The organism is Rhodococcus daqingensis (assembly GCF_042665615.1).
GTDB classification, from domain to species: Bacteria; Actinomycetota; Actinomycetes; order Mycobacteriales; family Mycobacteriaceae; genus Rhodococcus_G; species Rhodococcus_G daqingensis.
Genome location: NZ_JBHTCS010000010.1, coordinates 44,791 through 70,943 on the forward strand (window position 1 = coordinate 44,791; position 26,153 = coordinate 70,943).

Genomic DNA, 26,153 nt, shown 5'->3' on the forward strand with positions numbered 1-26,153 from the left:
CCCGGTCACTTCTCGTCGGGGTACTCGACTCCGATCAGGCGCGCCTCTCCGGTGTCCGCGGGGTCGGGCCGGTCCACCTGGTCGGTGGCCGCCATCTGCAGCCCGTTCAGGTCGGTCCGCATGTAGATGACGTTGTACCGGTCCCAGGTGGTGACCACGGACTCGAGGTAGCGGCCGTTGGCCCACGGGTGCATGTAGCCGCCGTAGAGCGAGGGCAGCAGGGTGCCGCCGATGATGGTCTGGGTGCCGCTCCACGGGCCCTGCGGCTGGTCGGCCTGGCGGATGACCAGGCCGTCCAGGTCGGTGTACATGGCGACGTACTTGCCGAGGTAGTCGTTCCACTGCACCGACAGCTCGCTCACCGGTGCGGGCATCACCGCCCGGGCGGCCTCGGCGTCGGGCGTCCAGGAGGAGCCGTTCCAGTACTCGTATCCCGCCGGGTTGCGCAGCTGGTCGCCGCGCACCCGGGCCAGCAGCGCGTCCCCGAACCGGCCCGACGGCGTCCCGTACTCGTAGATGTACCCGTCACGACCGGTCAGGAACGCGCTCTGCTGCCAATTCTTGTTGCCGGGCGCGACGGCGGGGATGCCCGGGATGCCGACCCCCTCCGTATTGGCCCTGACCGTGGCCGGGTCCAGGGACCAGTTCTCACCGTTGTCGACGGAGTACGCGATCGCCGAGTAGTTGGTGGTCCAGTTGCCCGGGGTGTCCCAGGACCGCACCGACATGAAGCGGACGTACTGGACGCCGCCGAAGGACACCGCGCCCGTGGGGATGGTCGTGTACTCGCCCGGGATCGCGAAGCCCGGGATGATCTCCTTGGAGTGATTCGGCGCGTCCAGCGGCGAGCTGTCGATCCGCATTCCGTCGGCGAGCGCGGCGTCGGAACTGCGGAAGAGCACGTTGCTGCGCCAGTCGTCGTCCTTCACCCCGCACACGCCCACCGTGTCACCGAATGCGATCAACGTGTCGTGGTCGGCGCCGGGCAGACCGTTGTCCCACATGATGCCGAGGTCCGTGCCGGACACGTTGAAACGGTTGATGGTGTCGTTGGGGCTGCCCGGGCCGGTCACCATCTCGATGGCCTTGGTGCGACCGGTCAGCTGCGGCAGTCCGCCGTCCGGCGCGCCGACCAGCCACGGCAGGGCCTTCCCGAGGGACCCGGTGCTGCTACCGCTCGAACTGCCCCCGGAACTGCCTGATCCGTCCTGGCCGCAGGGCCCGCCCGCCGCCGAGGCGGGCGCGACGGCCGACGCCGAGAGGGCGACCGCGGCCACCGTCGCCGACAGCACCGCAGACCAAGACCGGTTCGCACTGAGCACAGAGATGTTCCTCTCGGGATTCACAAGGGGGGCGCAGGAGGGTGTGAGCCCAGCCAACACGAGAGAACTGTGACTGCAGTGCCTGATGAGACGATTGTTACCAATCGTCAACAAACTAGTTCGCCTAGCGGGGCTCGCCCACAGGCGTGAGGAAGGCCGCGAGGGCATCGGCATACGCCGCGACGTCCTGCGCGCCCATCAGCTCCCGCGCCGAGTGCATCGCCAGCTGGGCCGCGCCCACGTCGACGGTGGACAACCCGGTCCGCGACGCGGTGATCGGACCGATCGTGGAACCGCAGGGCAGGTCCGCACGGTGCACATAGCGCTGCAGCCGCACGCCGGCCCGATCGCAGGCGAGCGCGAAGGCGCCCGCCCCGGCCGCATCGGTGGCGTAGCGCAGGTTCTGGTTGACCTTCAGCACCGGACCGCCGTTGATCTCGATCCGGTGCGCGGGCTCGTGCCGGTCCGGGTAGTTCGGGTGCGTGGCGTGCGCCATGTCCCCCGACGCGCAGACCGAGCCCGCCATCGCGCGCAGGAAGTCCTCCCGGCCGCCGCCGCGAGCCAGCACGATCCGCTCGAGCACCGAATTCAACAGATCGGAGAAGGCGCCGCGGTCGGACATGCTGCCGACCTCCTCATGGTCGAACAGGGCCAGCACCGGGATCGCCTCGGCGGGATCCTCGACCGCGGCGAGCAGCGCTCGGGTACCGGCGTAGCAGGTGCCCTGGTTGTCCAGTCGCGGCGCGCTGACCAGCTCATCGCGCAGCCCCACCACTCCGCTCGGCGCCAGGTCGTGGGTCATCAGCTCCCAGCCGAGCACCGCGTCCGGGTCGACGCCGGCCTCCTCGGCGAGGAAACCGAGGAACCGCCGCGGCGAGGAACCGACACCCCAGATCGCGTTCACGTGCCGCTGCGGGTCCAGCTGCACGCCCTTGCGGTCCTCGGACAGATGGATGGCCAGCTGCGGCACCCGCAGGATCGGCCGATCCACCCGGATCAGCTTCTCCTGCAGGTTATTTCCGTCCCGAACACTCAATCGACCGGAGATACCGAGGTCGCGGTCGAGCCAGGAGTTCAGCCACGCGCCTCCGTACGGCTCGAGGCCGACCATCTGCCAACCCGCGGACTCGAGGTCGGGGTGCTGCTTGACCCGCAGGTTCGGGCTGTCCGTGTGCCCACCGACGATCCGGAACGGTGCCCCCGCCCGCCCCGACGCCTCGGTACTCCAGGCCACCAGCGAGCCGCCCCGCACCAGGAAGTACCGGCCGGGAGCGGCGGGCCACCCGTCGGTCTCGCGCAGTTCCACGAAGCCTGCCGAGGCCAGCTCGGCGGCGACGGTGGCGCACACATGAAACGGCGAGGGCGAGGCATCGACGAACGAGCAGAGCCCGGATGCGGTGGCGTCGGTCAATCGCGGCATGTGGCGATCCTATGACCGAGGGGGGACCCGGACCTCGGTCAGTGACTGCCCGACACGCAGAACCGGTTGCCGTCGGGGTCGGTGAGGGTGACCCAGCGGAAGCCGTCCATGTCGTGCCGCTCGTACTCCTGCGCCCCCGCGGCGGTGAGCCTGGCGACCTCCCCGTCGAGGTCCTCGCAGATGAGGTCGAGGTGCACCCGGTTCTTCCCCGGCGTCGGGTCCGGCACCTTCTGGAAGGCCATCTTGTGCGCGGCGCCCGGCACCTCGACCATGTAGAACCAGCCGTCGTTCTCCTGCTCGACCCGGCCACCGACCTGCTCGGCCCACCACGTGGCGAGCGGGCCCGGTTCGGCGCTGTCGAAGGTGATCATGCCCAGTGTCAGTGTCATGGCCGCACGCTACCGACGGGCCCCGACATTCGTCGCGGATTCGTGCCCCGGGGCGGTCGATGCCGTCGACTACCGTTGGGGCGCAGCGTCAACCAGGACCATGGAGACCGGAGCCCACGATGACCGAATCGCCTCCCCGCCCTCGGGGTCCCGAGTCCCAGACCGTGGTTTCCGCGCTCACGCCCGCCGCCGTCTTCCTCGTCGCCACCATCGACCCGGGCGGCGAACAGGCGACCCGGGACCTGCTCGCCGGCGCGGCCGGACTGCGGCGCGCGGTCGGACTCCGGGTGCCGGGTTCGGGACTCGAACTGGTCGTCTCCATCGGCTCGGACGCCTGGGACCGCCTGTTCACGGGACCGCGACCCGCCGAACTGCATCCGTTCCCGGAATTGACCGGCGCCGTGCACCACGCCCCCTCCACCCCGGGGGATCTGCTCTTCCACATCCGCGCGATGAGCATGGACGCCTGCTTCGACCTCGCACACCGGATCGCCACGCGGTTGGCGGGCGCGGCCACCGTCGTCGACGAGGTGCACGGCTTCCGGTACCTCGAGAACCGCGACCTGATCGGGTTCGTGGACGGCACCGAGAACCCGTCCGGGCGCGCGGCCGTCGCGGCGGTCACCGTCGGCGACGAGGACCCGGCCTTCGCGGGTGGCTCCTATGTGCACGTGCAGAAGTACCTGCACGACATGGCTGCGTGGGAGGCGCTTCCGGTCCCCGAGCAGGAACGGGTGATCGGGCGCAGCAAGCTCGCCGACATCGAGATGCCCGACGACGTCAAACCACCGAACTCGCATGTCGCCCTCGCCGCGATCGAGGACGAGAACGGCCGGTCGCTGGAGATCCTGCGCGCGAACATGCCGTTCGGCCGTGTCGGCGACGGTGAGATGGGCACCTACTTCATCGGCTACTGCCGCACACCCGCGGTCACCGAGCGGATGCTCGCGAACATGTTCCTCGGCGAACCGCGCGGCACCCACGACCGGCTGCTGGACTTCTCCACCGCGGTGACCGGTTCGGCGTTCTTCACCCCGAGCGCCGATTTCTTCGACACGCTGCCCGCCGCACCGGCGTGATCGCGCGACGGCCGCCCACGCGATAGGTTTCGGGCCATGTCGATGGGTCCCCTGATGTTGTTCACCATCGGGCTCAATGCCTACGCCCTGCTGCTGATCTACCTGCGTTCGTGGATCTACCGGGTGCCCGTCTACCGGCCGATGGTCAAGAACTTCTGGCTGTCGGTGCTGCCGCTGGCCCTGTTCCTCGTGGTGGTCACCGTGCTGGTGCTCACGGTCGGTCTCGTGTCGCAGACACTCGGGATCGTGATCGGCGCAGCGGGTTTCGTGATCTGGCTGCTGGCGCTGCCCAATTCCGGCTACCTGATCACCGAGCTCAACCAGAACCACCGGCGCGAGGACGAGAACGTCCCGCTCTGGTACGACATCATCGCCGTGCTCACCTTCGCGATGTCCGGGGTGGTGAACACCGTCCTCGGTGTGCTGGCCGCCCAGCTGGTGTTCACCCTGACGGTGTTCGGCGACTCGAACGCGGCGCTGCGCGCCGCACCGGTCCGGGCGACGCCGATCGTGATCATCCTTCTGGTCTCGGTCGGCATCTACCTCGGCCGTTACCTGCGACTGAACAGCTGGGACGTGCGGTCACCGCGCCGGATGTGGGCCAAGATCCGCGAGCACTTCGATTCGCGTGCGGCCGTGGGGAACTTCGCGCTGTTCTGCGCAACGCACACGCTGTTCCTGCTGCTGATCTACGGCCTGATCGCCGGACCGCTGCTCGAGGCGGTGGCCGACTCCCCCGACCTGGTGACCGCCGAGTAGCCGGGCTCAGTGCCCCGGCAGCACGCAGACGCTGTCGAGGCCGAGCACGTGGTTGAGCCGGCCGAACGCCAGCCACGAGCCGATGCTCATCGAGAGCTCGACCACCTCTGCCTGGGTGTAGTGCGCGAGCATCCGGGTCCAGAACTCGTCGTCGAGACCGTGGTGGTCGAGCGCGTACCGCTCCGCGTACTCGGCCGCGAGGCGGGTGCGGTCGTCAAAGGCATCGGTGGTGCGCCACTGCTCGACCGCGTCGTCGAAGCCGGCCTCCACCTTCTGGCCGTCCCGTTCGGTTCGCCAGTCCTGGCAGAAGATGCAGCCGTTGATCTGCGCGATCCGCAGCCGCGCGGCCTCGAAGGCGCGCAGGTCGATGGTCGAGTGCTCGTACACGGACAGCGAGAACTGGGAGGCCGCGATCCCGATGCCGGGGACCATCTCGCCCCACACGTAGCCGATCGGGTCCTTGTCCTCGGGAATGTCGATGAGCATGGCTGGTCCTTTCGAGTTCACCGGTTTCGGAGTTTGCCGACTGCGGGGCGCAGCGGGACGTCGAGCGCGTCGTAGAGTCCGGGTTCCGCGTCCACCAGCCAGTCGATGGCGCTCACCAGTCGTCCGACCGCGGTCGCGTTTCCGCCCGCGGACCGGCTGCCGCCCTCGTCGGTGCACTCGACGGACACCTCGATCCGCGGGCGGCCCTCGATGATCACCCGGTGCGCCCCGTCGCCGTCCGGCGGCATCGGCCAGTCGGTGGCGCAGAAGGGGTGGATGCGGGTGACGTGTTCGATGACGATGCGGGGTTCGCCGTCGACGATGCCCTGCACCTCGAACCGCACCGCGCCCTGGGTGCCCGCCTCGAACTCGCCCATCGTGGCCGTGCTGACGGTGGCGTCGAGCGCGCGCCGGTCGAGGGTCTCGCGGATCTCGTCGAGCTCGACCTCCAGCGCCCTGGCCATCATCCGGATCTGGCCGCCCCACACCATGGTCGGGATCGACGGCGCGATCATCGGCGGCAGGTAGTCCATCGGCTGTCCCATGCCGACCAGGTAGCGGACCGAGTCCGGCTGGTCGTAGGTGGAGTAGTCGAAGATCTCCTGGCAGCGGATCACGTCCACGGTGCTGCCGAGCCCGCTGAGCAGCAGCGGCAACACGTCGTTGCCCCAGCCGGGGTCGACGCCCGAGGCAAAGAACGAGCCGCCGCCCTCCGCGATCGCGGCGAGCACGGGGTCCCGCAGTTCGGGCGGGGCGTTGGTCGGGTCGTAGAGCGGGTACAGCGCGGGGCTGACGACGACGGCTCCGGCGCGGATCGCCCGGCAGATGTCGGCGAGGGCGTCGTCGGGCCGGATGTCCCCGGAGGCCGCGTACACCACCGCGCGCGGGCTGGCCGCCAGCACCGCGTCGATGTCGTCGGTCGCGGCGACCCCCAGCTCTGCATCGAGACCGGACAGGTCGCCCGCGTCGCGGCCGACCTTGTCCGGGTTGTTCACGATCACATTCGTCAGCTTGAGCGCCGGGTGCGCATCGACCGCCCGGATGGCCGCCCGCCCGACGTTTCCGGTACCCCACACCACCGTTGAGATCATGGCCGGGAGGCTACCGAACTGGAACACGTTCTCGTGGGTGTTCGGCCGACTCAGACGGAGGCGGCAGCCAGTTCCGGTGCGGCCGCAGGCCGCAGCGGGACGTCGAGCGCGTCGTAGAACCCCGGGGCCTGTCCGGCGAGCCAGTCGATGGCGCCGACCAGCCGCCCCACCGACATCGCCTCGTCGCCGCCGGCCGGGGCGGCGCCCACCACGATCATCGCGATCTGCCGGTCGCCCTCGACGATCACCCGCTGCGTGCCGGACTGCCCCTCCGGCGGGCTCGGCCAGTCCGGCGCGCAGGCCGGGTCGATGCGGTTGACGTGCTCGATCACGATGCGCGGCTCGCCGCCCACGATGCCCTGCACCTCGAAGCGCAACGCACCCTGCCCCCCGGCATCGAACTTGCCCATCGTGTCGGTCTCGACCGAGGCCTCGAGCGGCCGGCGTTCGAGCGTCTCGCGGATCTCGTCGAGCTCGACGCCCAGCGCCCGGGCCATCAACCGCACCTGACCGCCCCACACCGTCGTCGGCATCCTGGGCGCGATCATCGGCGCCAGATAGTCCAGCGGCTCGCCCATGCCCACCAGGTAGCGCACCGAATCGGGCTGGTCGTACCCGGAATAGTCCACGATCTCCTGGCAGTGGATCCGATCGACGCCCGGACCGAGCCCGCTGAGCAGCAGCGGCACCATCTCGTCCGTCCAGTCGGGATCGACACAGCTCACGAAGAGTGAGCCACGCCCCTCGGCGATCGCGGCCCGGATCGGCTCCTGCAGGTCCTGCCGATCGTCGCGATGGTCGTACAGCGGATAGATCGACGGGGTCACCACGATGGCGCCGGCCCGCAGCGCGGCGCAGATGTCGGCGACCACATCGGCCGAGCGGACATCACCGGAGGCCGCGTACACGACCGCGCGGGGACCGGTCGCCAGCACAACCGCGGCGTCGCCGCTCGCCCGGACCCCGAGCTCCCGGCCGAGGCCGCCGAGGTCGCCCGCGTCGCGCCCGACCTTGCCTGGGTCGTGCACGAGCACGGCCGCCAGGTCCAGACCCGGGTGCGCGTCGACCGCGCAGATCGCCGCGCGCCCGAAGTTCCCTGTCCCCCACACGATCGTCGAGATCATGGCCGGACGGTAGCAAAAGGGCGGACCGGATAACCGGTCCGCCCTGGTGCGTGATTCAACTCGAACTCTGCTCAGGCGGTGAGGACCGCGTCCAGCGCCGAGTAGAACATGCCGAGGCCGTCGTCGCTGGGTCCGGTCAGTGACTCGGTCGCGTGCTCCGGATGCGGCATCAGGCCGACGACCCGGCCGTTCGCCGAGGCGATGCCCGCGATCGCGCGCTGCGAGCCGTTCGGGTTGTCGCCGGAGTAGCGGAACACCACGCGGCCCTCGCCCTCGAGCTCGTCGAGCACCTTCTCCGAGGCCTGGTAACGCCCCTCGCCGGACTTGAGCGGGATGAGGATCTCCGCGCCCGGCTCGTAGCGCGAGGACCACGCCGTCGAGGTGGACTCCACCTTCAGCCACTGGTCGCGGCAGATGAAGTGCAGGCCCTCGTTGCGGGTCAGCGCGCCCGGGAGCAGTCCCGCCTCGCACAGCACCTGGAAGCCGTTGCAGATGCCGAGCACCGGCATGCCGCCCGCCGCGGCCTTGATGACCTCGTCCATCACCGGCGCGAACCGGGCGATGGCGCCGCAGCGCAGGTAGTCGCCGTAGGAGAAGCCGCCGGGCACGATGACCCCGTCGACGCCCTTGAGGTCGGCGTCGCCGTGCCAGAGGCTGACCGCCTCGCCGCCTGCCAGATTCACCGCGCGGGCGGCGTCGACATCGTCGAGGGTGCCGGGGAAGGTGATGACTCCGATGCGGGCGCCCGAGCCACTCCGCGTCGCTTCGCTCATGTTCACTGGACTCGGGTGACCTTCCAGTCCTCGATCACCGTGTTGCACAGCAGCGACTCGGCGATCTTCTCCAGCTCGGCGTCGTCGACGCTGTCGTCGACCTCGAGCTCGAAACGCTTGCCCTGGCGAACATCCGACACTCCGGTGAACCCGAGTCGGGGCAGGGCGCCGACAACTGCCTGTCCTTGGGGATCGAGAATCTCGGCCTTGGGCATGACATCGACAACGACACGGGCCACGTGCTGCTCCTCGCTAGGTGCTCCGGTGCGCCCGGGAATGATCCGCCGGGCAACAGGCAGTTTACCGGCGCATACTCGAACCCATGCGACTGACCCACTTCGGCCACTCCTGCGTGCTCGCCGAGATCGACGGCGCAACCGTCCTGTTCGATCCCGGCAACTTCTCGCACGGCTTCGAGGGCATCACCGGCCTCGATGCCATCCTCATCACCCACCAGCATCCCGACCACGCCGACCCGGCGCGGCTACCCGCCCTGGTTGACGCGAACCCCGGCGCGGCGCTGTACGCGGACCCGCAGACCGCGGCCCAGCTCGGCGGCCGGTGGACGGCGGTGCACGCGGGCGACTCCTTCGCCATCGGGGACCTGCCGGTCACCGGGGTCGGCGGGCGGCACGCGGTGATCCACCCGGAGATCCCGGTGATCGACAACACCGGCTATCTGCTCGGCGACGCGGACGCCCCCGCCCGGCTGCTGCACCCGGGCGACTCCCTGTTCGTGCCCGAGCAGCCGATCGACGTGCTGGCGATCCCCGCGGTCGCGCCGTGGATGAAGATCTCCGAGACCGTCGACTACCTGCGGGCCGTCGCCCCACGGGTCGCGGTGCCGATCCACCAGGGCATCATCAACGACCCCGCGACCGGCATCTACTACGGCCGGCTGCGCGAGATGGGGCCCGCCGGAACCGAGTTCCGGGTGCTCCCGGCCGAGTCCGGCACCGAGGTCAGCTGACCCGCGGCGCAGGGCCCACCGGGCGGACGGGGCGGGCCGACGAGCGCCCGCACGGCGGCGTGACTACGGTCACAGTCATCACGTCGCCGTCACACAGGAGTTGCCCATGCTGAGCACGATGCAAGACGCCCCGCTGTCGATCGCCCATCTGCTTCGGCACGGGAGCACGGTGCACGGCGCGGCGGAGGTGGTGACGTGGACCGAGTCGGGCCCCCGCCGGACCTCCTACGCCGAGGTCGGCAGGCGGTGCGCGGCACTGGCGCACGCCCTGCACGGTCTCGGCGTCACCGGCGACCAGCGGGTCGCGACGTTCATGTGGAACAACTCCGAGCACCTCGAGGCGTACCTGGCGGTGCCGTCGATGGGCGCGGTCCTGCACACGCTGAACATCCGGCTGTTCCCCGAGCAGCTGGTGCACGTGGCCAACCACGCCGAAGACCACGTGATCATCGTCGACCCGTCCCTCATCCCGCTGCTGGCGCCGCAGCTGCCGAAGCTGACCACCGTCAGGCACGTGATCGTCACCGGCTCCTCCACCGCCGGGCTCGAGGCGCCCGAGGGAGTGCAGGTCCACACCTATGAGGGCCTGCTCGACGGGCAGCCCACCGAGTTCGACTGGCCGGAGGTGGACGAGCGCAGCGCCGCGGCGATGTGTTACACCTCCGGCACCACCGGCGACCCGAAAGGTGTTGTCTACTCGCACCGTTCGATCTACCTGCATTCGATGCAGGTGTGCATGTCCGACGGCCCGAACCTCGCCCAGGGCGACCGCGCGCTGGCGGTGGTGCCGCAGTTCCACGCCATGTCCTGGGGCCTGCCCTACGCCGCGTTCATGATCGGCGCCTCGCTGATCATGCCGGACCGCTTCCTCCAGCCCGCCCCGCTCGCGGAGCTCATCGCCGCCGAGAAGCCCACCTTCGCCGCCGCGGTCCCCACCATCTGGCAGGGCCTGCACCTGCACCTCGAGCAGCACCCGCAGGACATCTCCTCGATGCGGGAGGTGCTGATCGGCGGGGCCGCGGTGCCGCCCGCGCTGATGCACACCTTCGAGAACGACCACAACGTCTCGGTGCTGCACGCCTGGGGCATGACCGAGACCTCCCCGCTGGGATCGGTGGCCCGTCCGCCCGCGGGCACGACCGGCGACGAGATGTGGAAGTACCGGTACACGCAGGGCCGGTTCCCGGCCTCCGTGCAGGCCCGCCTGGTCGGCGACGACGGCACGGTCGTCCCCAACGACGGCACCTCCGTCGGCGAGCTCGAGGTCCGCGGCCCCTGGATCACCGCCTCCTACTACGGGGTCGACGCGGCGGACAAGTTCAACGACGGCTGGCTCAAGACCGGCGACGTCGGATCGATCACCCCCGACGGCTACCTCAGCCTCTCGGACCGCTCGAAGGACATCATCAAGTCCGGCGGCGAGTGGATCTCCTCGGTCGACCTGGAGAACGCGGTGATGGGTCACCCGTCCGTCGCCGAGGCCGCCGTCATCGGCGTGCCGGACGAGAAATGGGACGAACGCCCCCTGGTGGCGGTGGTGCTGCGCGAGGGCGCCACGACCACCCTCGCGGAACTGCAGCAGTACCTGGCCGACAAGGTCGCCAAGTGGCAGCTGCCCGAGAACTGGACGCTGATCGACGCGGTCCCCAAGACCAGCGTGGGCAAGTTCGACAAGAAGCGGCTGCGCGCCGATTACCGCGACGGCGGACTGGACGTCACCCGGCTCTGATCGGGGGGGCGAACGGGGCGCGGCTCGTGGCCGCGCCCCGTTCGGCTCCAGGCCCTCCCGCGGGCGTCACGCGGCTCAGGCCACCTGCGACCCGGAACCCTTGTCCTGCCAGCGGTATCCGGTCGGCCGCGCGCCGTGATGCAGCGACAGGTCGACGGCGTCGAGCAGTGCCTGCCGCGGGCCGGGCTGTGCGAGTTGCTTCGCGGAGATCGCGAGGCGCACCACCCCGCCGCGACGGGCCGTGCGGCCGGCACCCAGCACCAGCGCCCGGCACCACCACGGCTCGGCCCGGAAGCCCTCCCCGATGCCGAGTACCCGGGCCCGCACCACGGTGTCGCGTTCGAGGTCGTGGATGCCCGCGGCACCGGCGAGCAACCGGAATCCGGCGCGGGGCAGCGCCGACACGGCGCCGGGCGAGGCCAGCCAGCGCGGCGCGGCGAAGACGCGCGTGCGCAGCCCGGTCTCCTCCATCACCCGGTCCGCGGCCAGCAGCCGCAGCGCGGCCTCGTGTTCGGGCAGGGCGGCGAACTCGGCGCGGCGCTTCTTGGTGGCGGCCTGGTCGTACCCGTGCAGCACGATGGCGTCGCCGCCGGCCTGCCGCCGCCGCAGCCAGTCCTGGGTGTCCTCGTCGCGGACCAGCCGGTACTTGTCCTTCAGGCGCGGGGCGACGAGCAACGAGAGCGGCACCGCGCGCCCGTCGAGTTCCCGCGCGAGGTCGGCGGCGAGGTCGCGGGTCTCGGCCCGTATCCCCGAAAGTGACACGATCAGCTGTCCGGCCATGCGCCCAGGGTCGCACCCGAAGGTGTACGGCCGCTGACGCCGACGTGAGCATTCGGCGAGAATCAGGGCCCGCGCGGACTGACCTACGGGCGGGTGCCCGACCCGTTGCGGTCCCGCCACCACTGCGGCGCGTCGACGAAGTGGTTGTCGTACTCCTCCTGGGCGGGCGCGAGCTCCTCCACCGACGCCTCCCCCGCCTGGATCCTCGCGAGCAGCCGGAAGTACTCGAACCGCTGCACCCCGGGGGTCAGCACGATCAGCACCCGGGCCGCGGAATCCGGCGTCGCACCGAACGCATGCGGCATGAGCTTGGGCACCACCAGGGATCCGCCCGCCGCCACGGTCATGATCTCGTCACCGGCCATGACCCGCAGTTCGCCGTCGAGGACATGGAACAGTTCCGACGATCTGGTGTGGAAGTGCGGGGCGGCGCCGTCCGCCCCGACCCCCAGCCGGACCTCGAGCGAGCTGAGCGCGCCTGCCGTGTCCGAGGCGTCGTACAGCAGATGCATCGAGGCCTGGTCGTTTCCCACGACCTCGGCCTGGTCCGCCCGTGCCGAGACGGCCCGCCCGTGCCCGCTCATGCGGCCAGCAACGCGGCGGCGGCGATCATCGCGACCGCGGTGGCCCCGTGGACTCCGTACGCGGCCTTGCGGTCGCCGCCGTTGGACAGCACGACCCACATGTCGCCGAGGGGGACGACGGCGAGCAACAGCATCAGGAGCGCGAGCTGGTCGCGCGCGGCGAAGGTGAAGACGATCACCAGCAGGCCCGAGGCGATGTCGCGGACGCCCTTGACCTGCCACCAGCCGCGCGCTTCCGGCGACGGGCTGGTGGGCAAACCGAAGCCCGCCGCGTTCTTCGCATTCTTCGCGAGGTAGGCCGCACCGATCGCGATGATCCCGAGCGCACCGATCCAGCTGATGACGAGTCCGATCCAGTTCAGCATCGCATTGCCTTTCGTTTGTACTATTTCTACCGACGTTAGACTACTGATGAATGAATGTCTATCGGTGATAGAGTTTTGGCATGGGAGTCCGGGAACGCAAGGCACGGGAGCGGCAGGATCGCGAGCGCAAGATCGTCGAATGCGCTCGGAGCATCGCCGAGAACGAGGGGTGGCCGGCCGTGACCACCCGGCGCCTGGCCGATGAGATCGAGTACAGCCCTCCGGTGCTCTACGGGCACTTCCCGGAGGGCAGGGATGGCATCGTCAGCGCGGTCGCGCTGACGGGATTCCAGGACTTCACCCTGGCCATGGGCCGAGCGCTCGAGGGCGTCGACGACGCGGAACGGCTGACGGCGTTCGTCCGCGCCTACCTGAACTTCGCCTCGAACAATCCCGCGACCTACGAGGCCATGTTCTCGATGCGGCTGGGGGTTCGGTTCGCACACGAATCGACTCCGCCGGAACTGCGTGCGGCATTCGAGACGCTGGTGTCGGCGCTCGGAGACCGATCGTCCGGCGACGCCGGGACCAGGGCCGAGGTCTTCTGGAGCGCGTTGCACGGGATGTGCGTGCTCACGCGTGGGGAGCGCCTCGCCCCGGACAACGAGGCCGCGCGCCTCACCGAGCTCGCCGAACTGTTCGGATGAACGCGAGAAGGCGGCCACGCACGAGGTGCGGGACCGCCTTCTTCGGCTGCGTTGCTACTTCGGCAGCACGGCCTCGATGGCCGCGACGACCTCGGGCGCGTCCGGAACCGTCGTCGGGCGGAATCGGTTCGCCACGGTGCCGTCCGGCGCGATGAGGAACTTCTCGAAGTTCCACTGCACATCGCCCGCGGCGCCCTCGGCGTCGGCGGCCTGGGTGAGCTCCGCGTAGATCGGGTGCCGGCCCTCGCCGTTGACGTCGATCTTCTCCGTCAGCGGGAAGGTCACGCCGTAGCTGGTCGAGCAGAACGTCTGGATCTCCTCGGCGGTGCCCGGCTCCTGGCCCATGAACTGGTTGCACGGCACGCCGACCACGGTCAGGCCGCGGTCCGCGTAGTCCTTCGCCAGCTGCTCGAGCGCCGTGTACTGCGGGGTGAGCCCGCACTTGGAGGCCACGTTGACCAGCAGGATCGCGTTGCCGCCTGCCAGGGCGTCCAGCGTGGTGGGCTCGCCACCGAGGGTGTTGATCTCGATCTTCACGGGGTTCGTCATGAGGCCAACGGTACGGGAACGCGTGCGGCACCGACCTTCTCGCTGCCATCGTGTGGGACGGCGATCGTACCGTCCTCCGGCAGGTGGTCGTCCACCATGGTGGCCTCGTCGAACGGCAGCTTCCCGTCGAGCACCTCCCGCACCCGTCCGCGGTCCAAGGTCCGGGTCCACGTTCCGATCAGCAGGGTCGCCACCGCGTTGCCGGAGAAGTTGGTGACCGCGCGGGCCTCGGACATGAACCGGTCGATGCCGACGATCAGCCCCACCCCGTCGAGCAGTTCCGGCCGATGGCTCTGCAGGCCACCGGCGAGGGTCGCCAGGCCCGCGCCGCTCACGCCCGCCGCGCCCTTCGACGCGATGATCATGAACACCAGCAGGGACAGCTGCTCGGGGATCGCGAGCGGCTGGCCCATGGCGTCGGCGATGAAGATCGAGGCCATGGTGAGGTAGATCGCGGTGCCGTCGAGGTTGAACGAGTACCCGGTGGGCACCACGATGCCGACGGTCGTGCGCTGCACCCCGACGTGCTCCATCTTGGCGATCAGCCGCGGCAGCGCCGACTCCGAGGAGGACGTGGCGAAGATCAGCAGGTACTCGCGGGCCAGGTAGCGGACCAGCTTGAAGATCGAGAACCCGGACACCGCGCGCAGGATCAGGCCCAGCACCACGAAGACGAAGATCGCGCAGGTGATGTAGAAGCCGAGCATCAGAGTGCCGAGCTGTACTACGGCGCCGAGCCCGGTCTGGCCGACCACGTTCGCGATGGCCCCGAAGGCGCCGATGGGCGCGAGCCACAGGATCATCGCGAGGATCCGGAACACCAGCTTCTGCACGTGTCCGACCCCGCGCAGGATCGGTTCGCCCTGCTTGCCCATGGCCTGCAGACCGAAGCCGACCAGCAGCGCCACGAACAGCGTCTGCAGCACGCTGCCGACGGTGAGGGAGGACAGCAGCGACGTCGGGATGATTCCCGCGATGAAGTCCATGGTCCCGCCGGCGCCGTGCGCCTTCTCCGCGAGATCCGCGCCCGCCGAGGACGTCGCGGCGCTCAGCTGCAACCCGCTGCCGGGGTCGAGCAGGTTCCCGACCACCAGGCCGATGCCCAGCGCGACCGTCGACATGCCGACGAAGTAGGCCAGCGCCAGCCCGCCCACCTTGCCGACGCTGGCGGCGGCCTTCACCGAGCCGATGCCCAGCACGATCGTGCAGAAGATGACCGGGCTGATCATCATCTTGATCAGGCTGATGAACAGGGCGCCGAGGACCCCGAGGGACTTGCCCGCCTCCGGCGCGAGCCAGCCGACGAGCACGCCCGCGACGACGGCGACGATCACTCCCAGGTACAGCCAGTGAGCGCGGTCGCGCTTGCTCGCGGTGGGAGGTGGAGGGGTATCGTCCCGCTTCGAATCGATGGTCATGACTGGTCCTCTTGACTGCCTCTCAAGGAAGTGAGCTGCATCACTTCGCCTCGGGAAGAATGGTGTAACGCGCCGTGACAGCAGTCACGGTTGCGTGCATTTCGTTCACGAGAGGACGGACAGGTGAACGGATCACTCGGGCGTGGGGGCATGAGCCTGGCGCGGCAGGTGCTGGTGCTGCAGCTGCTGGTGTTGGCCGCGGTGGTGCTGGCCGGCAGCGTGCTGACGGTCTTCGACGAGCGCCGCGACGCCGACGCCGCGACCCGGCGCGAGGTGGTGGCGATCGCGGAGAGCCTGGCCGCGGCGGATTCCACGGCGGCGGCGCTGCGCTCCCCCGACCCCAGCGCCGCGCTGCAACCGCAGACCGAGCGGATCCGGGCGGCCACCGGCACCGACTTCATCGTCGTCATGTCCCCCGACCGGACCCGGTACACGCACACCGATCCCGAACTGATCGGGCAGCAGTTCACCGGCACCATCGAGCGCGCGCTGGCCGGCGAGACCTTCACCGAGACCTACGCCGGCTCGCTCGGCCCGTCGATCCGGTCCGTCGCGCCGGTGTACTCCGACGGCCGCATCATCGGCCTGGTGTCCGCGGGCGTCACCCGAGAGCGGATCAGCGACCAGTTCATGCGCGGCCTGCCGCTGCTGCTCGCGGTGGCGGCGGGCGCGCTCGCCCTGGCGGCGCTCGGCTCGGCGCTGCTCAGCGTTCGACTGCGCCGACAGACGCTCGGCCTCGCCCCCACCGAACTGCGGACCCTCTACCAGCACCACGACGCGGTGCTGCACTCGATCGGCGAGGGCCTGCTCGTCTTCGGCACCGGCTCGGACACCGCCGAGGTCGTCAACGACGAGGCGCGGCGCCTGCTGGCCCTGCCCGACGGCCCGGTCACCCGCGCGCAGTTGCCGCCCTCGCTGCGATCGATCGGGCCCGGGACGGTGAAGGACGAGGTCCACCTGACCGGCGACCGCGTCCTCGTGGTGAACCAGGATCCGGTGTCCTTCGAGGGGCGCGAGATCGGCACCGTGACGACCCTGCGAGATCACACCGAACTCCAGAGCATCACCGGGGAACTCGATTCCATGCGACTGTTCACCGAGTCGCTCCGCGCCCAGTCGCACGAGTCGGCGAACCGGCTGCACACGGTCGTCACCATGGTCGAGCTCGGCCGCACCGAGGACGCCGTCGCCTTCGCCACCGCCGAGCTCGAACTCTCGCAGCAGCTCATCGATCGGTTGACCACCGCCATCGGCGAGCCGGCCCTGGCGGCCCTGCTGCTGGGGAAGGTGAACCAGGCCGCGGAGCGTGGGGTGGACCTCACGGTCACCGAGGACACCGCGCTGCCCGCCGCCGGTCCCCTCAGCGCCCGCGAACTGGTCACGCTGGTGGGCAATCTCGTCGACAACGCTATCGACGCGGCCGGAACCCACGCGGACGGCGAGCGCCCGTGGGTGGAGGTCACGGTGCGATCCGACGGCGCCGAGCTCAGCGTCCGCGTCGCGGACAGCGGGCCGGGCATGTCGCCGGAGGCACTCGACAAGGCCACCGCGAAGGGGTACTCGACCAAGTCCGATCACCGCGGGCTGGGCCTGGCGCTGGTGATGCAGGTGATCGCCCGGCACGGCGGCACCATCACCGCCGAGATGACCTACGGTTCTGTGGTTCTCGTCCGCATCCCCACCGGGGGCACCGAATGATCCGCGTGCTGATCGTCGAGGACGAGCCCCTCATCGCCGAGGCGCACCGCACCTACGTCGGCCGGGTCCCCGGATTCGCCGTGCACTCGGTGGTGCACTCCGGCGGCGCGGCGATGCGGGCGGTCGCCGCGGCGAGCGGCACCGACGAGCCGGTCGACCTGATCCTGCTCGATCTCGGGCTGCCGGACGGCAGCGGACTCGACGTCGCCGCCGCGCTCGGCGGGGTGCGGCCCACCCCCGACATCATCGCGATCACCTCGGCCCGCGACCTGTCCATGGTGCGCGCGGCCGTGGCACAGGGCGTGATGCTGTACCTGCTCAAACCCTTCACCTTCGCGGCGTTCCGGGACAAACTCGAGCGGTACCTCGAGTTCCGCCGGGCGCTGCCGGTGGGCGAGAAGGCGGTCAGCCAGCGGGACGTGGACCGCGCGATGGCCGTCCTGCGGAGCGCCGACGAACGCGCGTCCACCCCGAAAGGTGTTGCGCCGCAGACCCTGCAGGAGATCTCCGCGGCCGTGCGCGCCGCGGAGGCAGGCCTGAACGCCTCCCAGGCGGCGGCCGCCGCCGGCGTGTCCCGGGTCACCGCCTGGCGCTACCTGGAGCGGATGGCGGAGGACGGGCTTGTGGACCGGCACACCGAGTACGGCCGGGCGGGCAGGCCGCAGGTGCGCTACGTCTGGCGCTGACCCCTCACCGCGACGAGGCAGGCACCCGCGTGGCGCCCGCATAGGGACTCATCCGCAGCATTGCCCGCCGCGCGAACGGCCGGGCGAGCGGCATCAGGTGCCGCCGCCAGCCGAGGGTCGCGGCGATGTCCGCGACGATGTCGTCGAAGACGCGGCGCTGGTAGCCCAGCAAGCGCTGGGAGGCCGCCGTGTCCACCCAGTCGGTGGCATACACCTTGCCGCTGAACGCGTCGTCCGGCAGCATGTCCATGCCCATCGCCCCCAGCATCTCGGTCAGGAACTGCCGATAGGTGACCTGACAGCCCGCGCCGCCGCCGAGGAACAACACCCGGCCCCACACCGGCGGGGTCTCGAGGGCGTTCGCGATCGCGACCGCGGCGTCGGCGGGATGCAGCACCTCGATCCGGTTCTGCAGGCCGATCTCGAACATGATCGGGTCCGGCTTGCGGAGCCCGAGGATCGGGACGTCCGCGAAGCGCGGGATGAACCAGTCCAGTCCGGACTCCCGCACCAGGTCCTCGCCCTCGATCTTGTGCGCCGTGTACGGATCGGTGGCGACCCGCGGGTCGTCCACCCTTCGCGGCGGATCCCGGTCCAGGGTGTGCCCGTGCACGTCGAAGGTGGAGGCGAACAACAGCTTCGGCGGCCGCGGCTGTGCCAGGCACGCATCGACGACGTTGCGGGTGCCGTCCACGTTGATCTGCCTGGCCAGCTCCGGATCGGCGTCGCTCGCGGGCGGGATCATCGCCGCCAGGTGCAGCACCGCCTCGGCGCCCCCGACGGCCGCCGCGACGATGCCTGCATCCCGGATGTCGCCCCATATCGCGTCCACCCCCTCGAACCGGCGCGCGCGGCGCCGGTCCTCGGGGGTGTCGAGCGCCAGGCATCGCACCCGGTGACCGCGGCCCCGCAACTCGGCGAGCACGTGCGAGCCGATGTTGCCGAACGCGCCGGTCAGCAGGAGGTTCATGATCGGATGGTGCCCCGGCCGGAGATCAGCGGCAGGTCGAGTGCCGAGAGCAGGCCGGGCTTGGCGTCGCCCAGGTAGGGAATCGCGTTGATCGCGCGCATCCCGGTTGCCAGGCACCCTCCGGTGATCGGGTTGTCGTCGAGCTCACCGCGGAAGACGGTCTCCTGGGTGATGTTCGGGCTGCCCTTGATGATCACGCGGTACACGTCGTTGTCCACGGAGGTGGCCCGCGGCCAGTGCGTGGCCGCATCGTTGGTGATCCGGTTGACGTGCTCGATGACGATCTTCGCCTCGTCGCCCACCCAGCCGCGGATCTCGAATCGCACCGCGGCGCAGTGGCCGGGTTCGATGACGCCGAACTTGTACTCGATCGGCTCGGTGGCCGCCCACTTCTCGTAGACGGTGTCGATCCGGTCCAGTTTCACCCCCACCGCATCGGCGATCATCGGGATGGTGTGGCCCCACGCGAAGATCAGCACCTCCGGGATCTCGAGCACCGCCGCCTGCTCGATCGGCGCGCCGATGCCCATGGTCGGACCGTAGTCACCCTCGTAGGTGGCGTAGTCCAGCAGTTCCTGCACCCGCACGCTGTCGACCCGCCCGCAGACGCCCATCAGCGTCATCGGGAACAGGTCGTTGGCGAAGCCGGGGTCGATGCCGGTGGTGAAGCAGGACTTTCCGCTCTCCTGGCAGGCCTGCTCGAGCGCGACCTTCATCTCGGGCGGGCACGGCTCGGGGTAGACCAGCGGCGTCATCGAGGTGGACACCACGTGCTTGCCCGACCGCAGCGCGGCGGTCATGTTGTCGATGTTCTGCACCGCGTACTCCGCGGTCGGGCCGTAGTAGGCGACGGCGTCGGCGTCCAGCCGAAGGACCGCCTCCCAGTCCGTGGTGGCGGCGAGGCCGAACGGCTCGGCGCCGATCAGGGTCCCGACGTCGACGCCGTCCTTCGCCGGGTCGTGCACGATGACGCCCACGAGCTCGAACTCCGGGTGGTCGAGGAGCTCACGGATGACCAGCTTGCCGACGACGCCGGTGCCCCAGACGATGACCTTGTGCTTCATGCCTTGCTGCCTCTCAGAGAGTGATGTGCATCAACAGGTTTCACCGATCAGCGGAAGTACTCGCCCGCATTGACGAACAGGGTCTGGCCGGTGAGCATCCGGGCCCGGTCGGAGGCGAAGAACACCACCGAGTTGGCCACGTCGTCGTCGGCGGGGACCTCGCCGAGCGGCATGTTCTTGGTGATCTCGCCGACGATGGTCTCCTCGGGGACCTTGCGCTCGGCCGCGGCGAGCCCGACGTACAGCTCCACCGGCGGTCCCCACATCCAGGTGGGGACGACGGTGTTCACCCGAATCTTGTACGGGCCGAGCTCCTTTGCCAGCGACCACATCGCCGCGTGCAGCGCGCCCTTCGACGTGGCGTACGCGGACTGCGGGAGCTGGGGGTGGAACATCGCCTGCGAGCCGATCAACACCACCGACCCGCCCCGCTTCTTCAGTTCCGGCAGCGCCGCCTGGGTCAGGGTCAGCGTGCCGATCACGTTGGCGTCGAGCATCGACTTCCAGGCGTCCAGGTCGGCGCCCTCCAGCCCGCCGAAGACGTCCTCCTTCGCGGCCACGTTCACCAGGGCATCCACTCCCCCGAAGCGGTCGGCGGCCGTGCGGATCAGCTCCGCGCAGGCGTCCTTCTCGAGGATGTCGGTGACCGCGTAGGCCACCCGCTCCCCGGTGGGGTCGACCTCCTCGGCCACCGCCTTGAGGTTCGCCTCGGTCCGCGCCCCGAGCACGACGTTCGCGCCGTCGCGGTACGCGGCCAGCGCGATCTCCCGCCCGAGGCCGTTGCCGACCCCCGAGACCACGACCGTCTTGCCCTCCAACAGCTCCGCCATGTCCAGCTTCCTCCGGTGTGATCGAGGTCATTACGTAACGTCGAGTTACGATTTTTGCAACGTAACACCGCGTTACGCTATTGACAATGACTTCTGACGAAGAGACCCCGGACACGGACGGCGAGCGCAGGCGCGGGCGACCGCGGAATCCGGCGATCGACGACGCCGCACTCACTGCCGCCCGGGAACTGCTGGCCGAGGCGGGCTGGGATCAGACCACGATGGTGGCCATCGCCGAGCGCGCCGGCGTGGGCAAGCCGGCCCTCTACCGGCGCTGGCCGTCCAAGACGCACCTGGTCTTCGAGGCGATCTTCGGCTGGGTGGACGACGCTCCGCCGGTCGCCGACGCCGCGGACCCCTCGGAGTGGATCCGCCGGTCGTGCGCCTACAGCCTCGAACTCTTCGGACGGCCGGAGGTGAAGGCCGCGCTACCCGGTCTGCTGGCCGCGTTCCGCGATCGCGAGGACCTGCTGACGGCACTGTGGACCGACTTCGGTGGGCCCGGTGTCGGGATGCTGGCCGACACCCTGCGCCGCGGCGGGGTCGCGCCGGGGAGGGGTGAGCACGACACCGCCGCCCTGGACGCGCAGGCCACGATGCTGTTCATCGTCGGCGGCAGCATGGTGCTCCGACTGCTGATGCCCGACGACGCGGCCGAGCCATTGGCCGATCGGATGCCGGCCATCCTCACCGGCGGCGTCGTGCGGTAGACCGCAGTGGTGCGGCTACGGAGACCAGGGGCTCCGTCAGCGCACCACTGCGCCGGAGGTGCTCAACACCCAGGCGTACTCGAATGCGACCTCTTTCCACTTCTCGTAGCGACCGCTGACGCCGCCGTGACCCGCGCTCATCTCGGTCTTGAGCAGCAGCGGCGCATCGCCGGTCTTCGTCGCCCGCAGCGCGGCGACCCACTTGGCGGGCTCGACGTACAGCACCCGGGTGTCGTTGATGCTCGTGATGGCGAGGATCGCCGGGTAGTCCTTCGCCTCGACGTTCTCGTAGGGGCTGTAGGACCTCATGTACTCGTAGACGGCCTTGTCCGCCAACGGGTTCCCCCACTCGTCCCATTCGATCACCGTCAGCGGAAGCGAGGGGTCGAGGATGGAGGTGAGCGGGTCCACGAACGGCACGTTCGCCAGGATGCCCGCGAACAGCTCCGGCGCCAGGTTCGCGACCGCGCCCATCAGCAGCCCGCCCGCGCTGCCGCCGTCCGCGACCAACTGTGCGGGCGTGGTGCGGCCGGTGTCGATGAGATGCCGTGCGCAGGAGACGAAGTCGGTGAAGGTGTTCTTCTTCGTCAGCATCTTGCCGTTGTCGTACCAGTGCCTGCCCATCTCGCCGCCTCCGCGCACGTGCGCGACGACGAACACCATGCCGCGGTCGAGCAGCGAGAGCCGGGCGACCGAGAATCCCGGGTCCATGCTGGACTCGTAGGAGCCGTAGCCGTAGAGCAGCAGCGGCGCGGGCGACACCGCGGCATCCGCCGCCCCGGCGCCCTTGCGCTGCACGATCGAGATCGGGATCTTCGTCCCGTCCGCTGCGGTCGCCCAATCGCGGTGCTGCTCATAGTCATCGGGGTCGTAGCCGCCGAGCACCGGCTGCGATTTGCGCAACAGCAGCTCACCGGTGGCCACGTCGTAGTCGTAGACCCGGCTGGGGGTGATGAACGAGGTGAAGCCCAGCCGCAGCAGCGGCCCCGCCCACTCCGGATTCGACCCCGCGCCGACCGAGTACAGCTCCTCGGCGAACTCGAGCTCACGCAGCTCGCCGTACCCGTCGGCGGTCAGCGGCCACACCGCGAGCCGGGTCAGCGCCTCGCGGCGGTAGCTCAGCACCAGGTGGCCGGCGAACGCCTCGGCGTCCTCGAGACGGACGTCGTCGCGGGGCGCGAGCAGGGTGCGCTGGTCGGTCGGGTCGGCCACCGGGGCATCGACCAGGGTGAAGTTCTCCGCCTTGACGCCGTCGACGTCGCCGTTGTGCAGGATCAGGAACCGGTCCTCGCCCGCGACGACCGCATGCTCGACGCTGTACTCGACGCCGTCGACGCGGGGCAGCACCACCCGGAACTCCCCCTCGGGGTTGTCCGATTCGAGGCAGAGGATCTCCGAGGTGATCTTCGAGCCGATCCAGATCATCAGGTACTTCTCGCTTCGGGTGGATCCGAAGCCGACCCAGAACCGCTCGTCCGGCTCATGGAAGACCCGCACGTCCTCGGACTGCGCCGTGCCCAGCTTGTGCCGCCAGACCGTGTCGGGCCGCCAGGCCTCGTCCACCGTCATGTAGAAGACGTGCTCGTTGTCCACGGACCAGGTGGCACCGGGCGCGGTGCCGGGGATCTCGTCGGCGAGCAGCTCGCCGGTGCGCAGATCCTTGAACCGCAGCGTGTACCGCTCGTCACCCGCGGTGTCCACCGAATACGCCAGCAGATCTCCGTCGAGGGTGACGGAGAACGCACCGAGCGAGAAGAAGTCGTGCCCCTCGGCGAGCAGGTTGCTGTCGAGCAGCACCTGTTCGCCGTCGATCTCCGTGTCGGCGGCGAGCACCGGCGGGGTCCAGTCGTCCGGGCCGGAGATCGGGCACCGGCACTGCACGCCGTACTGCTTGCCCTCGTAGCTGCGCGAGTAGTACCACCACTGCCCCATCCGGGACGGCACCGACAGGTCGGTCTCCTGGGTGCGGGCCTTGATCTCCTGGAAGATCTTCTCCCGCAACGGCGCGAGCTGCTCGGTCTGCTGCTCCGTGTAGGCGTTCTCCGCCTCGAGGTACGCACGCACCTCGGGATCGTCCTTCTCGCGCAGCCACTCGTAGTTGTCGACGAAGGTGTCGCCGTGGTGCGTGCGCTCGAGCGGGACCTTCTTGGCGACCGGGGCTGCGATCGGGCTGCTGACCGGGGTGACGGACGAAGTCATGCCGCCCAGCCTAGGCGGTGGGCGGCGCGACGTGACGGCTACACCGGGGTCCGGACCCAATCGTCGAAGGACAACCCGGAGATGCGCTCGTAGGCCTCGATGTACCGGGCGCGGGTGGCGTCGACGATCTCCTGCGGCAGCGGGGGCGGGGGCGTGTCGCTCGCCCGGTCCCAGCCGGACTCCGGGCCGGTGAGCCAGTTGCGGACGAACTGCTTGTCGAAGCTCGGCTGCACCCGGCCCGGCTCGTAGCCCTCGGCGGGCCAGTAGCGGGACGAGTCGGGGGTGAGCACCTCGTCGGCGAGCACCAGGTTGCCGTCGGCGTCGAGGCCGAACTCGAACTTGGTGTCGGCCAGGATGATGCCCCGGTCCGCGGCGAAGCTGGCCGCCCGGAAGTAGATGTCGAGGGTGTCCTCGCGCAGCTTGAACGCCAGGTCCTGGCCGAGCTGGTTCACCACGGTCGCGAAATCGACGTTCTCGTCGTGCTCGCCGAGCTCGGCCTTGGTGGCGGGCGTGAAGATCGGATCGGGCAGCTTGCTGGACTCGACCAGGCCGGCCGGCAGCTCGACACCGCAGACGGCGCCGGTCCGCTGGTAGTCCGCGAGCCCGGACCCGGTGAGGTAGCCGCGGGCCACGCACTCCACCGGCACCATGTTCAGCTTGCGCACCACGAGGGCGCGACCGAGCACCTCCGCCGGGATCCGCTCGTCGTCGGGCGCGCCCGCCAGGTGGTTGATGCCACCGAGCTCCTCGAAGAAGAACACGCTCATCGCGGTGAGCACGCGGCCCTTGTCCGGGATGGGGGTGCTCAGCACGTGGTCGTAGGCGGAGATCCGGTCGCTGGCGACCAGCAGCAGGTGCTCGTCGTCGATCGTGTAGAGGTCGCGGACCTTGCCGCCGGCCAGGTGGGCGTAGTCGGAGAGTGAGGGGCGCACGCGGCAACCCTATCGGTCCGCGCCCGCGGGTGGACCGAGGAACCCTGGGCGCCGCCGCAACAGCGGCCCGAGCCGGTCGAGCGGCTCCGCGGAATATCCCAGTGCGTCGATCGTTAGCCTGGTACAGGATCTGCGGCGGGAGGACAGGGGCGGGATGACGACGGTCGAGGTGGACAGGCGGAGCATCGGCCTTCGCTCGGAGCGCGGTCCGGTGCTGCTGTCGCTGATGCTGAGCACCGCGCTCGTCGCCCTCGACTCGACGATCATCGCGACCGCGGTGCTCACGATCGTCGGCGACCTGGGCGGCTTCGCCCAGTTCCCGTGGCTGTTCTCGATCTACCTGCTCGCCCAGGCCGTCTCGGTGCCGGTCTACGGCAAGCTCGCCGATCTGTTCGGACGCAAACCGATCATGCTGTGGGGCATCGCGGTGTTCGGGGTCGGGTCGGTGCTGTGCGGGCTCGCCTGGTCGATGCCTGCGCTCATCGTGTTCCGCGCCGTCCAGGGTCTCGGCGCAGGCGCCGTGCAGCCGATGAGCCTGACCATCGCCGGCGACATCTACACCCTCGCCGAGCGGGCCAAGGCGCAGGCGTACCTGGCCAGCGTGTGGGGCATCTCGGCGGTGCTCGGCCCGACCCTCGGCGGCCTGTTCTCCGAATACCTGTCGTGGCGGTGGATCTTCCTGATCAACGTGCCCCTCTGCGGCCTGGCCGCCTGGATGCTGCTGCGCAACTTCACCGAGACACCCGACCGGACCCGACCGCGGATCGACTACCCGGGCGCGATCCTGCTCACCGGCGGCGCCGCGCTGCTGATCCTCGGCCTGCTCGAGGGCGGCCAGGCGTGGGCCTGGGACTCGCCCGTCGGGATCGGCGTGTTCGTGGTCGGCGCAGCGATGCTCGCCGGGTTCGTCGCGGTGGAGCTGCGCGCCGCGGACCCGATCCTGCCGTTGTGGGTGCTGACCCGCCGGGTGCTGGTCGCGAGCAGCCTCGTCTCGGTCGGGGTCGGCGCGATCGTGATGGGGCTGACCAGTTACGTGCCGACCTTCGTCCAGGGAGTGCTGGGGACCGGGGCTCTGGTGGCGGGGTTCGCGCTGGCGACGCTCACCATCGGCTGGCCGATCTCCGCCTCGCTGGCCGGCCGGATGTATCTGCGCGTCGGCTTCCGCGCCACGGCCCTGACCGGCGGCGCGCTGGCGCTGGTGGGGTGCGCGGCCACCGGGCTGCTCGACGTCGAGGCGCGGGTGTGGCAGGTCGGCGCGATCTGCTTCGTGATCGGCGCCGGGATGGGCCTGATCGCCAGCCCGACCCTGATCGCCGCGCAGGCCAGCGTCGACTGGTCCGAGCGCGGCGTGGTCACCTCCGCGAACATGTTCGCCCGGTCGATCGGCAGCGCGGTCGGCGTGGCGATCTTCGGCGCGATGGTGAACTCGCGGCTCGGCGGAGCGGCCGCCCCGACCGCCGCGCAGCTGTCCGGGGCGCTGCACGCGGTGTTCCTGGCGGTCGGGGCGGCGGCCGCGGCGATGCTGGTCGCGGCGGCGTTCATGCCGGGGCGCGACAGCGATCGGTGATGCTGGCAGGCT

The 26,153-nt window shown here is 70.1% G+C and carries 27 protein-coding genes; 9 read left to right on the top strand and 18 right to left on the bottom strand.

Features of this window, described 5'->3' with window-relative positions; translation table 11 throughout:
• Nucleotides 1-5 precede the first annotated feature (5 nt).
• From ACFQS9_RS08005 to ACFQS9_RS08015, 3 genes are all read right to left on the bottom strand, one after another.
• On the bottom strand, nucleotides 6-1,322 hold the full coding sequence (locus tag ACFQS9_RS08005; RefSeq protein WP_378403314.1) for a DUF4185 domain-containing protein: 1,317 nt from the start codon (nucleotides 1,320-1,322) through the stop codon (nucleotides 6-8).
• A gap of 124 nt (nucleotides 1,323-1,446) precedes the next feature.
• Entirely contained in the window at nucleotides 1,447-2,742 is a 1,296-nt protein-coding gene (locus ACFQS9_RS08010; protein WP_378403316.1) for a M18 family aminopeptidase, read from the bottom strand.
• A gap of 38 nt (nucleotides 2,743-2,780) precedes the next feature.
• Complete coding sequence (locus ACFQS9_RS08015) at nucleotides 2,781-3,131, bottom strand: VOC family protein (protein WP_378403318.1); 351 nt, start codon at nucleotides 3,129-3,131, stop codon at nucleotides 2,781-2,783.
• A gap of 119 nt (nucleotides 3,132-3,250) precedes the next feature.
• Here ACFQS9_RS08015 and ACFQS9_RS08020 point away from each other — a divergent pair, with 119 nt between their 5' ends.
• A complete protein-coding gene (locus tag ACFQS9_RS08020; RefSeq protein WP_378403320.1) occupies nucleotides 3,251-4,210 on the top strand; it encodes a Dyp-type peroxidase in 960 nt (319 codons plus the stop codon).
• 36 nt (nucleotides 4,211-4,246) lie between these two features.
• Nucleotides 4,247-4,969, top strand: a complete 723-nt coding sequence (locus tag ACFQS9_RS08025; protein WP_378403322.1) for a DUF1361 domain-containing protein — start codon at nucleotides 4,247-4,249, stop codon at nucleotides 4,967-4,969.
• Between the two features lie 6 nt (nucleotides 4,970-4,975).
• Here ACFQS9_RS08025 and ACFQS9_RS08030 read toward each other — a convergent pair whose 3' ends face one another.
• The 5 genes from ACFQS9_RS08030 to purS form a co-directional block, all read right to left on the bottom strand.
• Nucleotides 4,976-5,455, bottom strand: a complete 480-nt coding sequence (locus ACFQS9_RS08030) for a carboxymuconolactone decarboxylase family protein (protein WP_378403324.1) — start codon at nucleotides 5,453-5,455, stop codon at nucleotides 4,976-4,978.
• Nucleotides 5,456-5,472: 17 nt separating this feature from the next.
• The gene (locus tag ACFQS9_RS08035; RefSeq protein ID WP_378403326.1) at nucleotides 5,473-6,546 is read right to left on the bottom strand and encodes an NAD(P)H-dependent amine dehydrogenase family protein; all 1,074 of its coding nucleotides are present in this window, start codon (nucleotides 6,544-6,546) and stop codon (nucleotides 5,473-5,475) included.
• Nucleotides 6,547-6,596: 50 nt separating this feature from the next.
• A complete protein-coding gene (locus ACFQS9_RS08040) occupies nucleotides 6,597-7,670 on the bottom strand; it encodes an NAD(P)H-dependent amine dehydrogenase family protein (protein ID WP_378403328.1) in 1,074 nt (357 codons plus the stop codon).
• Between the two features lie 71 nt (nucleotides 7,671-7,741).
• The gene (purQ, locus tag ACFQS9_RS08045; protein WP_378403329.1) at nucleotides 7,742-8,443 is read right to left on the bottom strand and encodes a phosphoribosylformylglycinamidine synthase subunit PurQ; all 702 of its coding nucleotides are present in this window, start codon (nucleotides 8,441-8,443) and stop codon (nucleotides 7,742-7,744) included.
• Nucleotides 8,444-8,445: 2 nt separating this feature from the next.
• Nucleotides 8,446-8,682 (bottom strand): phosphoribosylformylglycinamidine synthase subunit PurS, encoded by a 237-nt coding sequence (gene purS / locus ACFQS9_RS08050; RefSeq protein WP_027503415.1) that lies wholly within the window; start codon nucleotides 8,680-8,682, stop codon nucleotides 8,446-8,448.
• An 83-nt stretch (nucleotides 8,683-8,765) separates the two neighbouring features.
• Between purS and ACFQS9_RS08055 the strand changes: the two genes are divergently transcribed.
• A complete protein-coding gene (locus ACFQS9_RS08055) occupies nucleotides 8,766-9,413 on the top strand; it encodes an MBL fold metallo-hydrolase (RefSeq protein WP_378403332.1) in 648 nt (215 codons plus the stop codon).
• 106 nt (nucleotides 9,414-9,519) lie between these two features.
• Entirely contained in the window at nucleotides 9,520-11,142 is a 1,623-nt protein-coding gene (locus ACFQS9_RS08060; protein ID WP_378403333.1) for a long-chain fatty acid--CoA ligase, read from the top strand.
• A gap of 75 nt (nucleotides 11,143-11,217) precedes the next feature.
• On the opposite strand, the gene ACFQS9_RS08065 is transcribed toward ACFQS9_RS08060, so the two are convergent.
• The 3 genes from ACFQS9_RS08065 to ACFQS9_RS08075 all read right to left on the bottom strand — a co-directional run bounded on the left by ACFQS9_RS08065 (nucleotide 11,218) and on the right by ACFQS9_RS08075 (nucleotide 12,871).
• Complete coding sequence (locus ACFQS9_RS08065) at nucleotides 11,218-11,922, bottom strand: DUF2334 domain-containing protein (protein ID WP_378403335.1); 705 nt, start codon at nucleotides 11,920-11,922, stop codon at nucleotides 11,218-11,220.
• Between the two features lie 83 nt (nucleotides 11,923-12,005).
• Entirely contained in the window at nucleotides 12,006-12,434 is a 429-nt protein-coding gene (locus tag ACFQS9_RS08070; RefSeq protein ID WP_378403676.1) for a cupin domain-containing protein, read from the bottom strand.
• Nucleotides 12,435-12,502: 68 nt separating this feature from the next.
• Nucleotides 12,503-12,871 carry a DUF4267 domain-containing protein gene (locus tag ACFQS9_RS08075; protein ID WP_378403337.1) on the bottom strand — a complete coding sequence of 123 codons (369 nt, stop codon included), beginning with the start codon at nucleotides 12,869-12,871 and terminating at the stop codon, nucleotides 12,503-12,505.
• Nucleotides 12,872-12,951: 80 nt separating this feature from the next.
• Between ACFQS9_RS08075 and ACFQS9_RS08080 the strand changes: the two genes are divergently transcribed.
• A complete protein-coding gene (locus ACFQS9_RS08080; protein WP_378403339.1) occupies nucleotides 12,952-13,518 on the top strand; it encodes a TetR/AcrR family transcriptional regulator in 567 nt (188 codons plus the stop codon).
• Between the two features lie 54 nt (nucleotides 13,519-13,572).
• Here the strand turns inward: ACFQS9_RS08080 and ACFQS9_RS08085 are convergent, their stop codons facing one another.
• Entirely contained in the window at nucleotides 13,573-14,067 is a 495-nt protein-coding gene (locus ACFQS9_RS08085; RefSeq protein WP_378403340.1) for a glutathione peroxidase, read from the bottom strand.
• Nucleotides 14,064-15,485 (bottom strand): cation:dicarboxylate symporter family transporter, encoded by a 1,422-nt coding sequence (locus ACFQS9_RS08090; protein ID WP_378403342.1) that lies wholly within the window; start codon nucleotides 15,483-15,485, stop codon nucleotides 14,064-14,066. The genes ACFQS9_RS08085 and ACFQS9_RS08090 overlap by 4 nt, the downstream gene beginning before the upstream one ends.
• Nucleotides 15,486-15,635: 150 nt before the next feature.
• Here ACFQS9_RS08090 and ACFQS9_RS08095 point away from each other — a divergent pair, with 150 nt between their 5' ends.
• Entirely contained in the window at nucleotides 15,636-17,183 is a 1,548-nt protein-coding gene (locus ACFQS9_RS08095; protein ID WP_378403678.1) for a sensor histidine kinase, read from the top strand.
• Nucleotides 17,180-17,869, top strand: a complete 690-nt coding sequence (locus ACFQS9_RS08100; protein ID WP_378403344.1) for a response regulator — start codon at nucleotides 17,180-17,182, stop codon at nucleotides 17,867-17,869. Before ACFQS9_RS08095 ends, ACFQS9_RS08100 begins: the two co-directional genes overlap by 4 nt.
• Nucleotides 17,870-17,873: 4 nt before the next feature.
• On the opposite strand, the gene ACFQS9_RS08105 is transcribed toward ACFQS9_RS08100, so the two are convergent.
• Genes ACFQS9_RS08105 through ACFQS9_RS08115 form a run of 3 tightly spaced genes read right to left on the bottom strand, consistent with a single transcriptional unit; the run spans nucleotide 17,874 to nucleotide 20,733 of the window.
• Nucleotides 17,874-18,839, bottom strand: a complete 966-nt coding sequence (locus tag ACFQS9_RS08105) for an NAD-dependent epimerase/dehydratase family protein (RefSeq protein WP_378403346.1) — start codon at nucleotides 18,837-18,839, stop codon at nucleotides 17,874-17,876.
• Nucleotides 18,836-19,903, bottom strand: coding sequence for an NAD(P)H-dependent amine dehydrogenase family protein (locus ACFQS9_RS08110; protein ID WP_378403348.1), 1,068 nt, complete (start codon nucleotides 19,901-19,903; stop codon nucleotides 18,836-18,838). The genes ACFQS9_RS08105 and ACFQS9_RS08110 overlap by 4 nt, the downstream gene beginning before the upstream one ends.
• Nucleotides 19,904-19,950: 47 nt before the next feature.
• Nucleotides 19,951-20,733 carry an SDR family oxidoreductase gene (locus tag ACFQS9_RS08115; protein ID WP_378403350.1) on the bottom strand — a complete coding sequence of 261 codons (783 nt, stop codon included), beginning with the start codon at nucleotides 20,731-20,733 and terminating at the stop codon, nucleotides 19,951-19,953.
• An 86-nt stretch (nucleotides 20,734-20,819) separates the two neighbouring features.
• On the opposite strand from ACFQS9_RS08115, the gene ACFQS9_RS08120 reads away from it, so the two are divergent.
• Nucleotides 20,820-21,443 (top strand): TetR/AcrR family transcriptional regulator, encoded by a 624-nt coding sequence (locus ACFQS9_RS08120; RefSeq protein WP_378403352.1) that lies wholly within the window; start codon nucleotides 20,820-20,822, stop codon nucleotides 21,441-21,443.
• A gap of 36 nt (nucleotides 21,444-21,479) precedes the next feature.
• Here the strand turns inward: ACFQS9_RS08120 and ACFQS9_RS08125 are convergent, their stop codons facing one another.
• Together ACFQS9_RS08125 and ACFQS9_RS08130 are read right to left on the bottom strand one after the other, a co-directional pair.
• Nucleotides 21,480-23,642, bottom strand: coding sequence for a S9 family peptidase (locus ACFQS9_RS08125; RefSeq protein WP_378403354.1), 2,163 nt, complete (start codon nucleotides 23,640-23,642; stop codon nucleotides 21,480-21,482).
• A gap of 38 nt (nucleotides 23,643-23,680) precedes the next feature.
• Complete coding sequence (locus tag ACFQS9_RS08130) at nucleotides 23,681-24,574, bottom strand: phosphoribosylaminoimidazolesuccinocarboxamide synthase (RefSeq protein WP_378403356.1); 894 nt, start codon at nucleotides 24,572-24,574, stop codon at nucleotides 23,681-23,683.
• A 154-nt stretch (nucleotides 24,575-24,728) separates the two neighbouring features.
• Here ACFQS9_RS08130 and ACFQS9_RS08135 point away from each other — a divergent pair, with 154 nt between their 5' ends.
• Complete coding sequence (locus tag ACFQS9_RS08135; protein WP_378403358.1) at nucleotides 24,729-26,141, top strand: MDR family MFS transporter; 1,413 nt, start codon at nucleotides 24,729-24,731, stop codon at nucleotides 26,139-26,141.
• The last annotated feature ends 12 nt before the right edge of the window (nucleotides 26,142-26,153 follow it).

What these genes read in the sequence shown, in the direction of transcription:
- ACFQS9_RS08025 (WP_378403322.1), top strand. Translation starts at nt 4,247, where the DNA reads ATGTCGATGGGTCCCCTGATGTTGTTCACCATCGGGCTCAATGCCTAC.
- ACFQS9_RS08115 (WP_378403350.1), bottom strand. Translation starts at nt 20,733, where the DNA reads ATGGCGGAGCTGTTGGAGGGCAAGACGGTCGTGGTCTCGGGGGTCGGC.
- ACFQS9_RS08065 (WP_378403335.1), bottom strand. Translation starts at nt 11,922, where the DNA reads ATGGCCGGACAGCTGATCGTGTCACTTTCGGGGATACGGGCCGAGACC.
- ACFQS9_RS08010 (WP_378403316.1), bottom strand. Translation starts at nt 2,742, where the DNA reads ATGCCGCGATTGACCGACGCCACCGCATCCGGGCTCTGCTCGTTCGTC.
- ACFQS9_RS08075 (WP_378403337.1), bottom strand. Translation starts at nt 12,871, where the DNA reads ATGCTGAACTGGATCGGACTCGTCATCAGCTGGATCGGTGCGCTCGGG.
- ACFQS9_RS08020 (WP_378403320.1), top strand. Translation starts at nt 3,251, where the DNA reads ATGACCGAATCGCCTCCCCGCCCTCGGGGTCCCGAGTCCCAGACCGTG.
- ACFQS9_RS08090 (WP_378403342.1), bottom strand. Translation starts at nt 15,485, where the DNA reads ATGACCATCGATTCGAAGCGGGACGATACCCCTCCACCTCCCACCGCG.
- ACFQS9_RS08040 (WP_378403328.1), bottom strand. Translation starts at nt 7,670, where the DNA reads ATGATCTCGACGATCGTGTGGGGGACAGGGAACTTCGGGCGCGCGGCG.
- ACFQS9_RS08105 (WP_378403346.1), bottom strand. Translation starts at nt 18,839, where the DNA reads ATGAACCTCCTGCTGACCGGCGCGTTCGGCAACATCGGCTCGCACGTG.
- ACFQS9_RS08015 (WP_378403318.1), bottom strand. Translation starts at nt 3,131, where the DNA reads ATGACACTGACACTGGGCATGATCACCTTCGACAGCGCCGAACCGGGC.
- ACFQS9_RS08100 (WP_378403344.1), top strand. Translation starts at nt 17,180, where the DNA reads ATGATCCGCGTGCTGATCGTCGAGGACGAGCCCCTCATCGCCGAGGCG.
- purQ (WP_378403329.1), bottom strand. Translation starts at nt 8,443, where the DNA reads ATGAGCGAAGCGACGCGGAGTGGCTCGGGCGCCCGCATCGGAGTCATC.
- ACFQS9_RS08095 (WP_378403678.1), top strand. Translation starts at nt 15,636, where the DNA reads ATGAGCCTGGCGCGGCAGGTGCTGGTGCTGCAGCTGCTGGTGTTGGCC.
- ACFQS9_RS08120 (WP_378403352.1), top strand. Translation starts at nt 20,820, where the DNA reads ATGACTTCTGACGAAGAGACCCCGGACACGGACGGCGAGCGCAGGCGC.
- ACFQS9_RS08135 (WP_378403358.1), top strand. Translation starts at nt 24,729, where the DNA reads ATGACGACGGTCGAGGTGGACAGGCGGAGCATCGGCCTTCGCTCGGAG.
- ACFQS9_RS08125 (WP_378403354.1), bottom strand. Translation starts at nt 23,642, where the DNA reads ATGACTTCGTCCGTCACCCCGGTCAGCAGCCCGATCGCAGCCCCGGTC.
- ACFQS9_RS08110 (WP_378403348.1), bottom strand. Translation starts at nt 19,903, where the DNA reads ATGAAGCACAAGGTCATCGTCTGGGGCACCGGCGTCGTCGGCAAGCTG.
- ACFQS9_RS08055 (WP_378403332.1), top strand. Translation starts at nt 8,766, where the DNA reads ATGCGACTGACCCACTTCGGCCACTCCTGCGTGCTCGCCGAGATCGAC.
- ACFQS9_RS08080 (WP_378403339.1), top strand. Translation starts at nt 12,952, where the DNA reads ATGGGAGTCCGGGAACGCAAGGCACGGGAGCGGCAGGATCGCGAGCGC.
- ACFQS9_RS08085 (WP_378403340.1), bottom strand. Translation starts at nt 14,067, where the DNA reads ATGACGAACCCCGTGAAGATCGAGATCAACACCCTCGGTGGCGAGCCC.
- ACFQS9_RS08060 (WP_378403333.1), top strand. Translation starts at nt 9,520, where the DNA reads ATGCTGAGCACGATGCAAGACGCCCCGCTGTCGATCGCCCATCTGCTT.
- ACFQS9_RS08070 (WP_378403676.1), bottom strand. Translation starts at nt 12,434, where the DNA reads ATGCATCTGCTGTACGACGCCTCGGACACGGCAGGCGCGCTCAGCTCG.
- ACFQS9_RS08035 (WP_378403326.1), bottom strand. Translation starts at nt 6,546, where the DNA reads ATGATCTCAACGGTGGTGTGGGGTACCGGAAACGTCGGGCGGGCGGCC.
- ACFQS9_RS08030 (WP_378403324.1), bottom strand. Translation starts at nt 5,455, where the DNA reads ATGCTCATCGACATTCCCGAGGACAAGGACCCGATCGGCTACGTGTGG.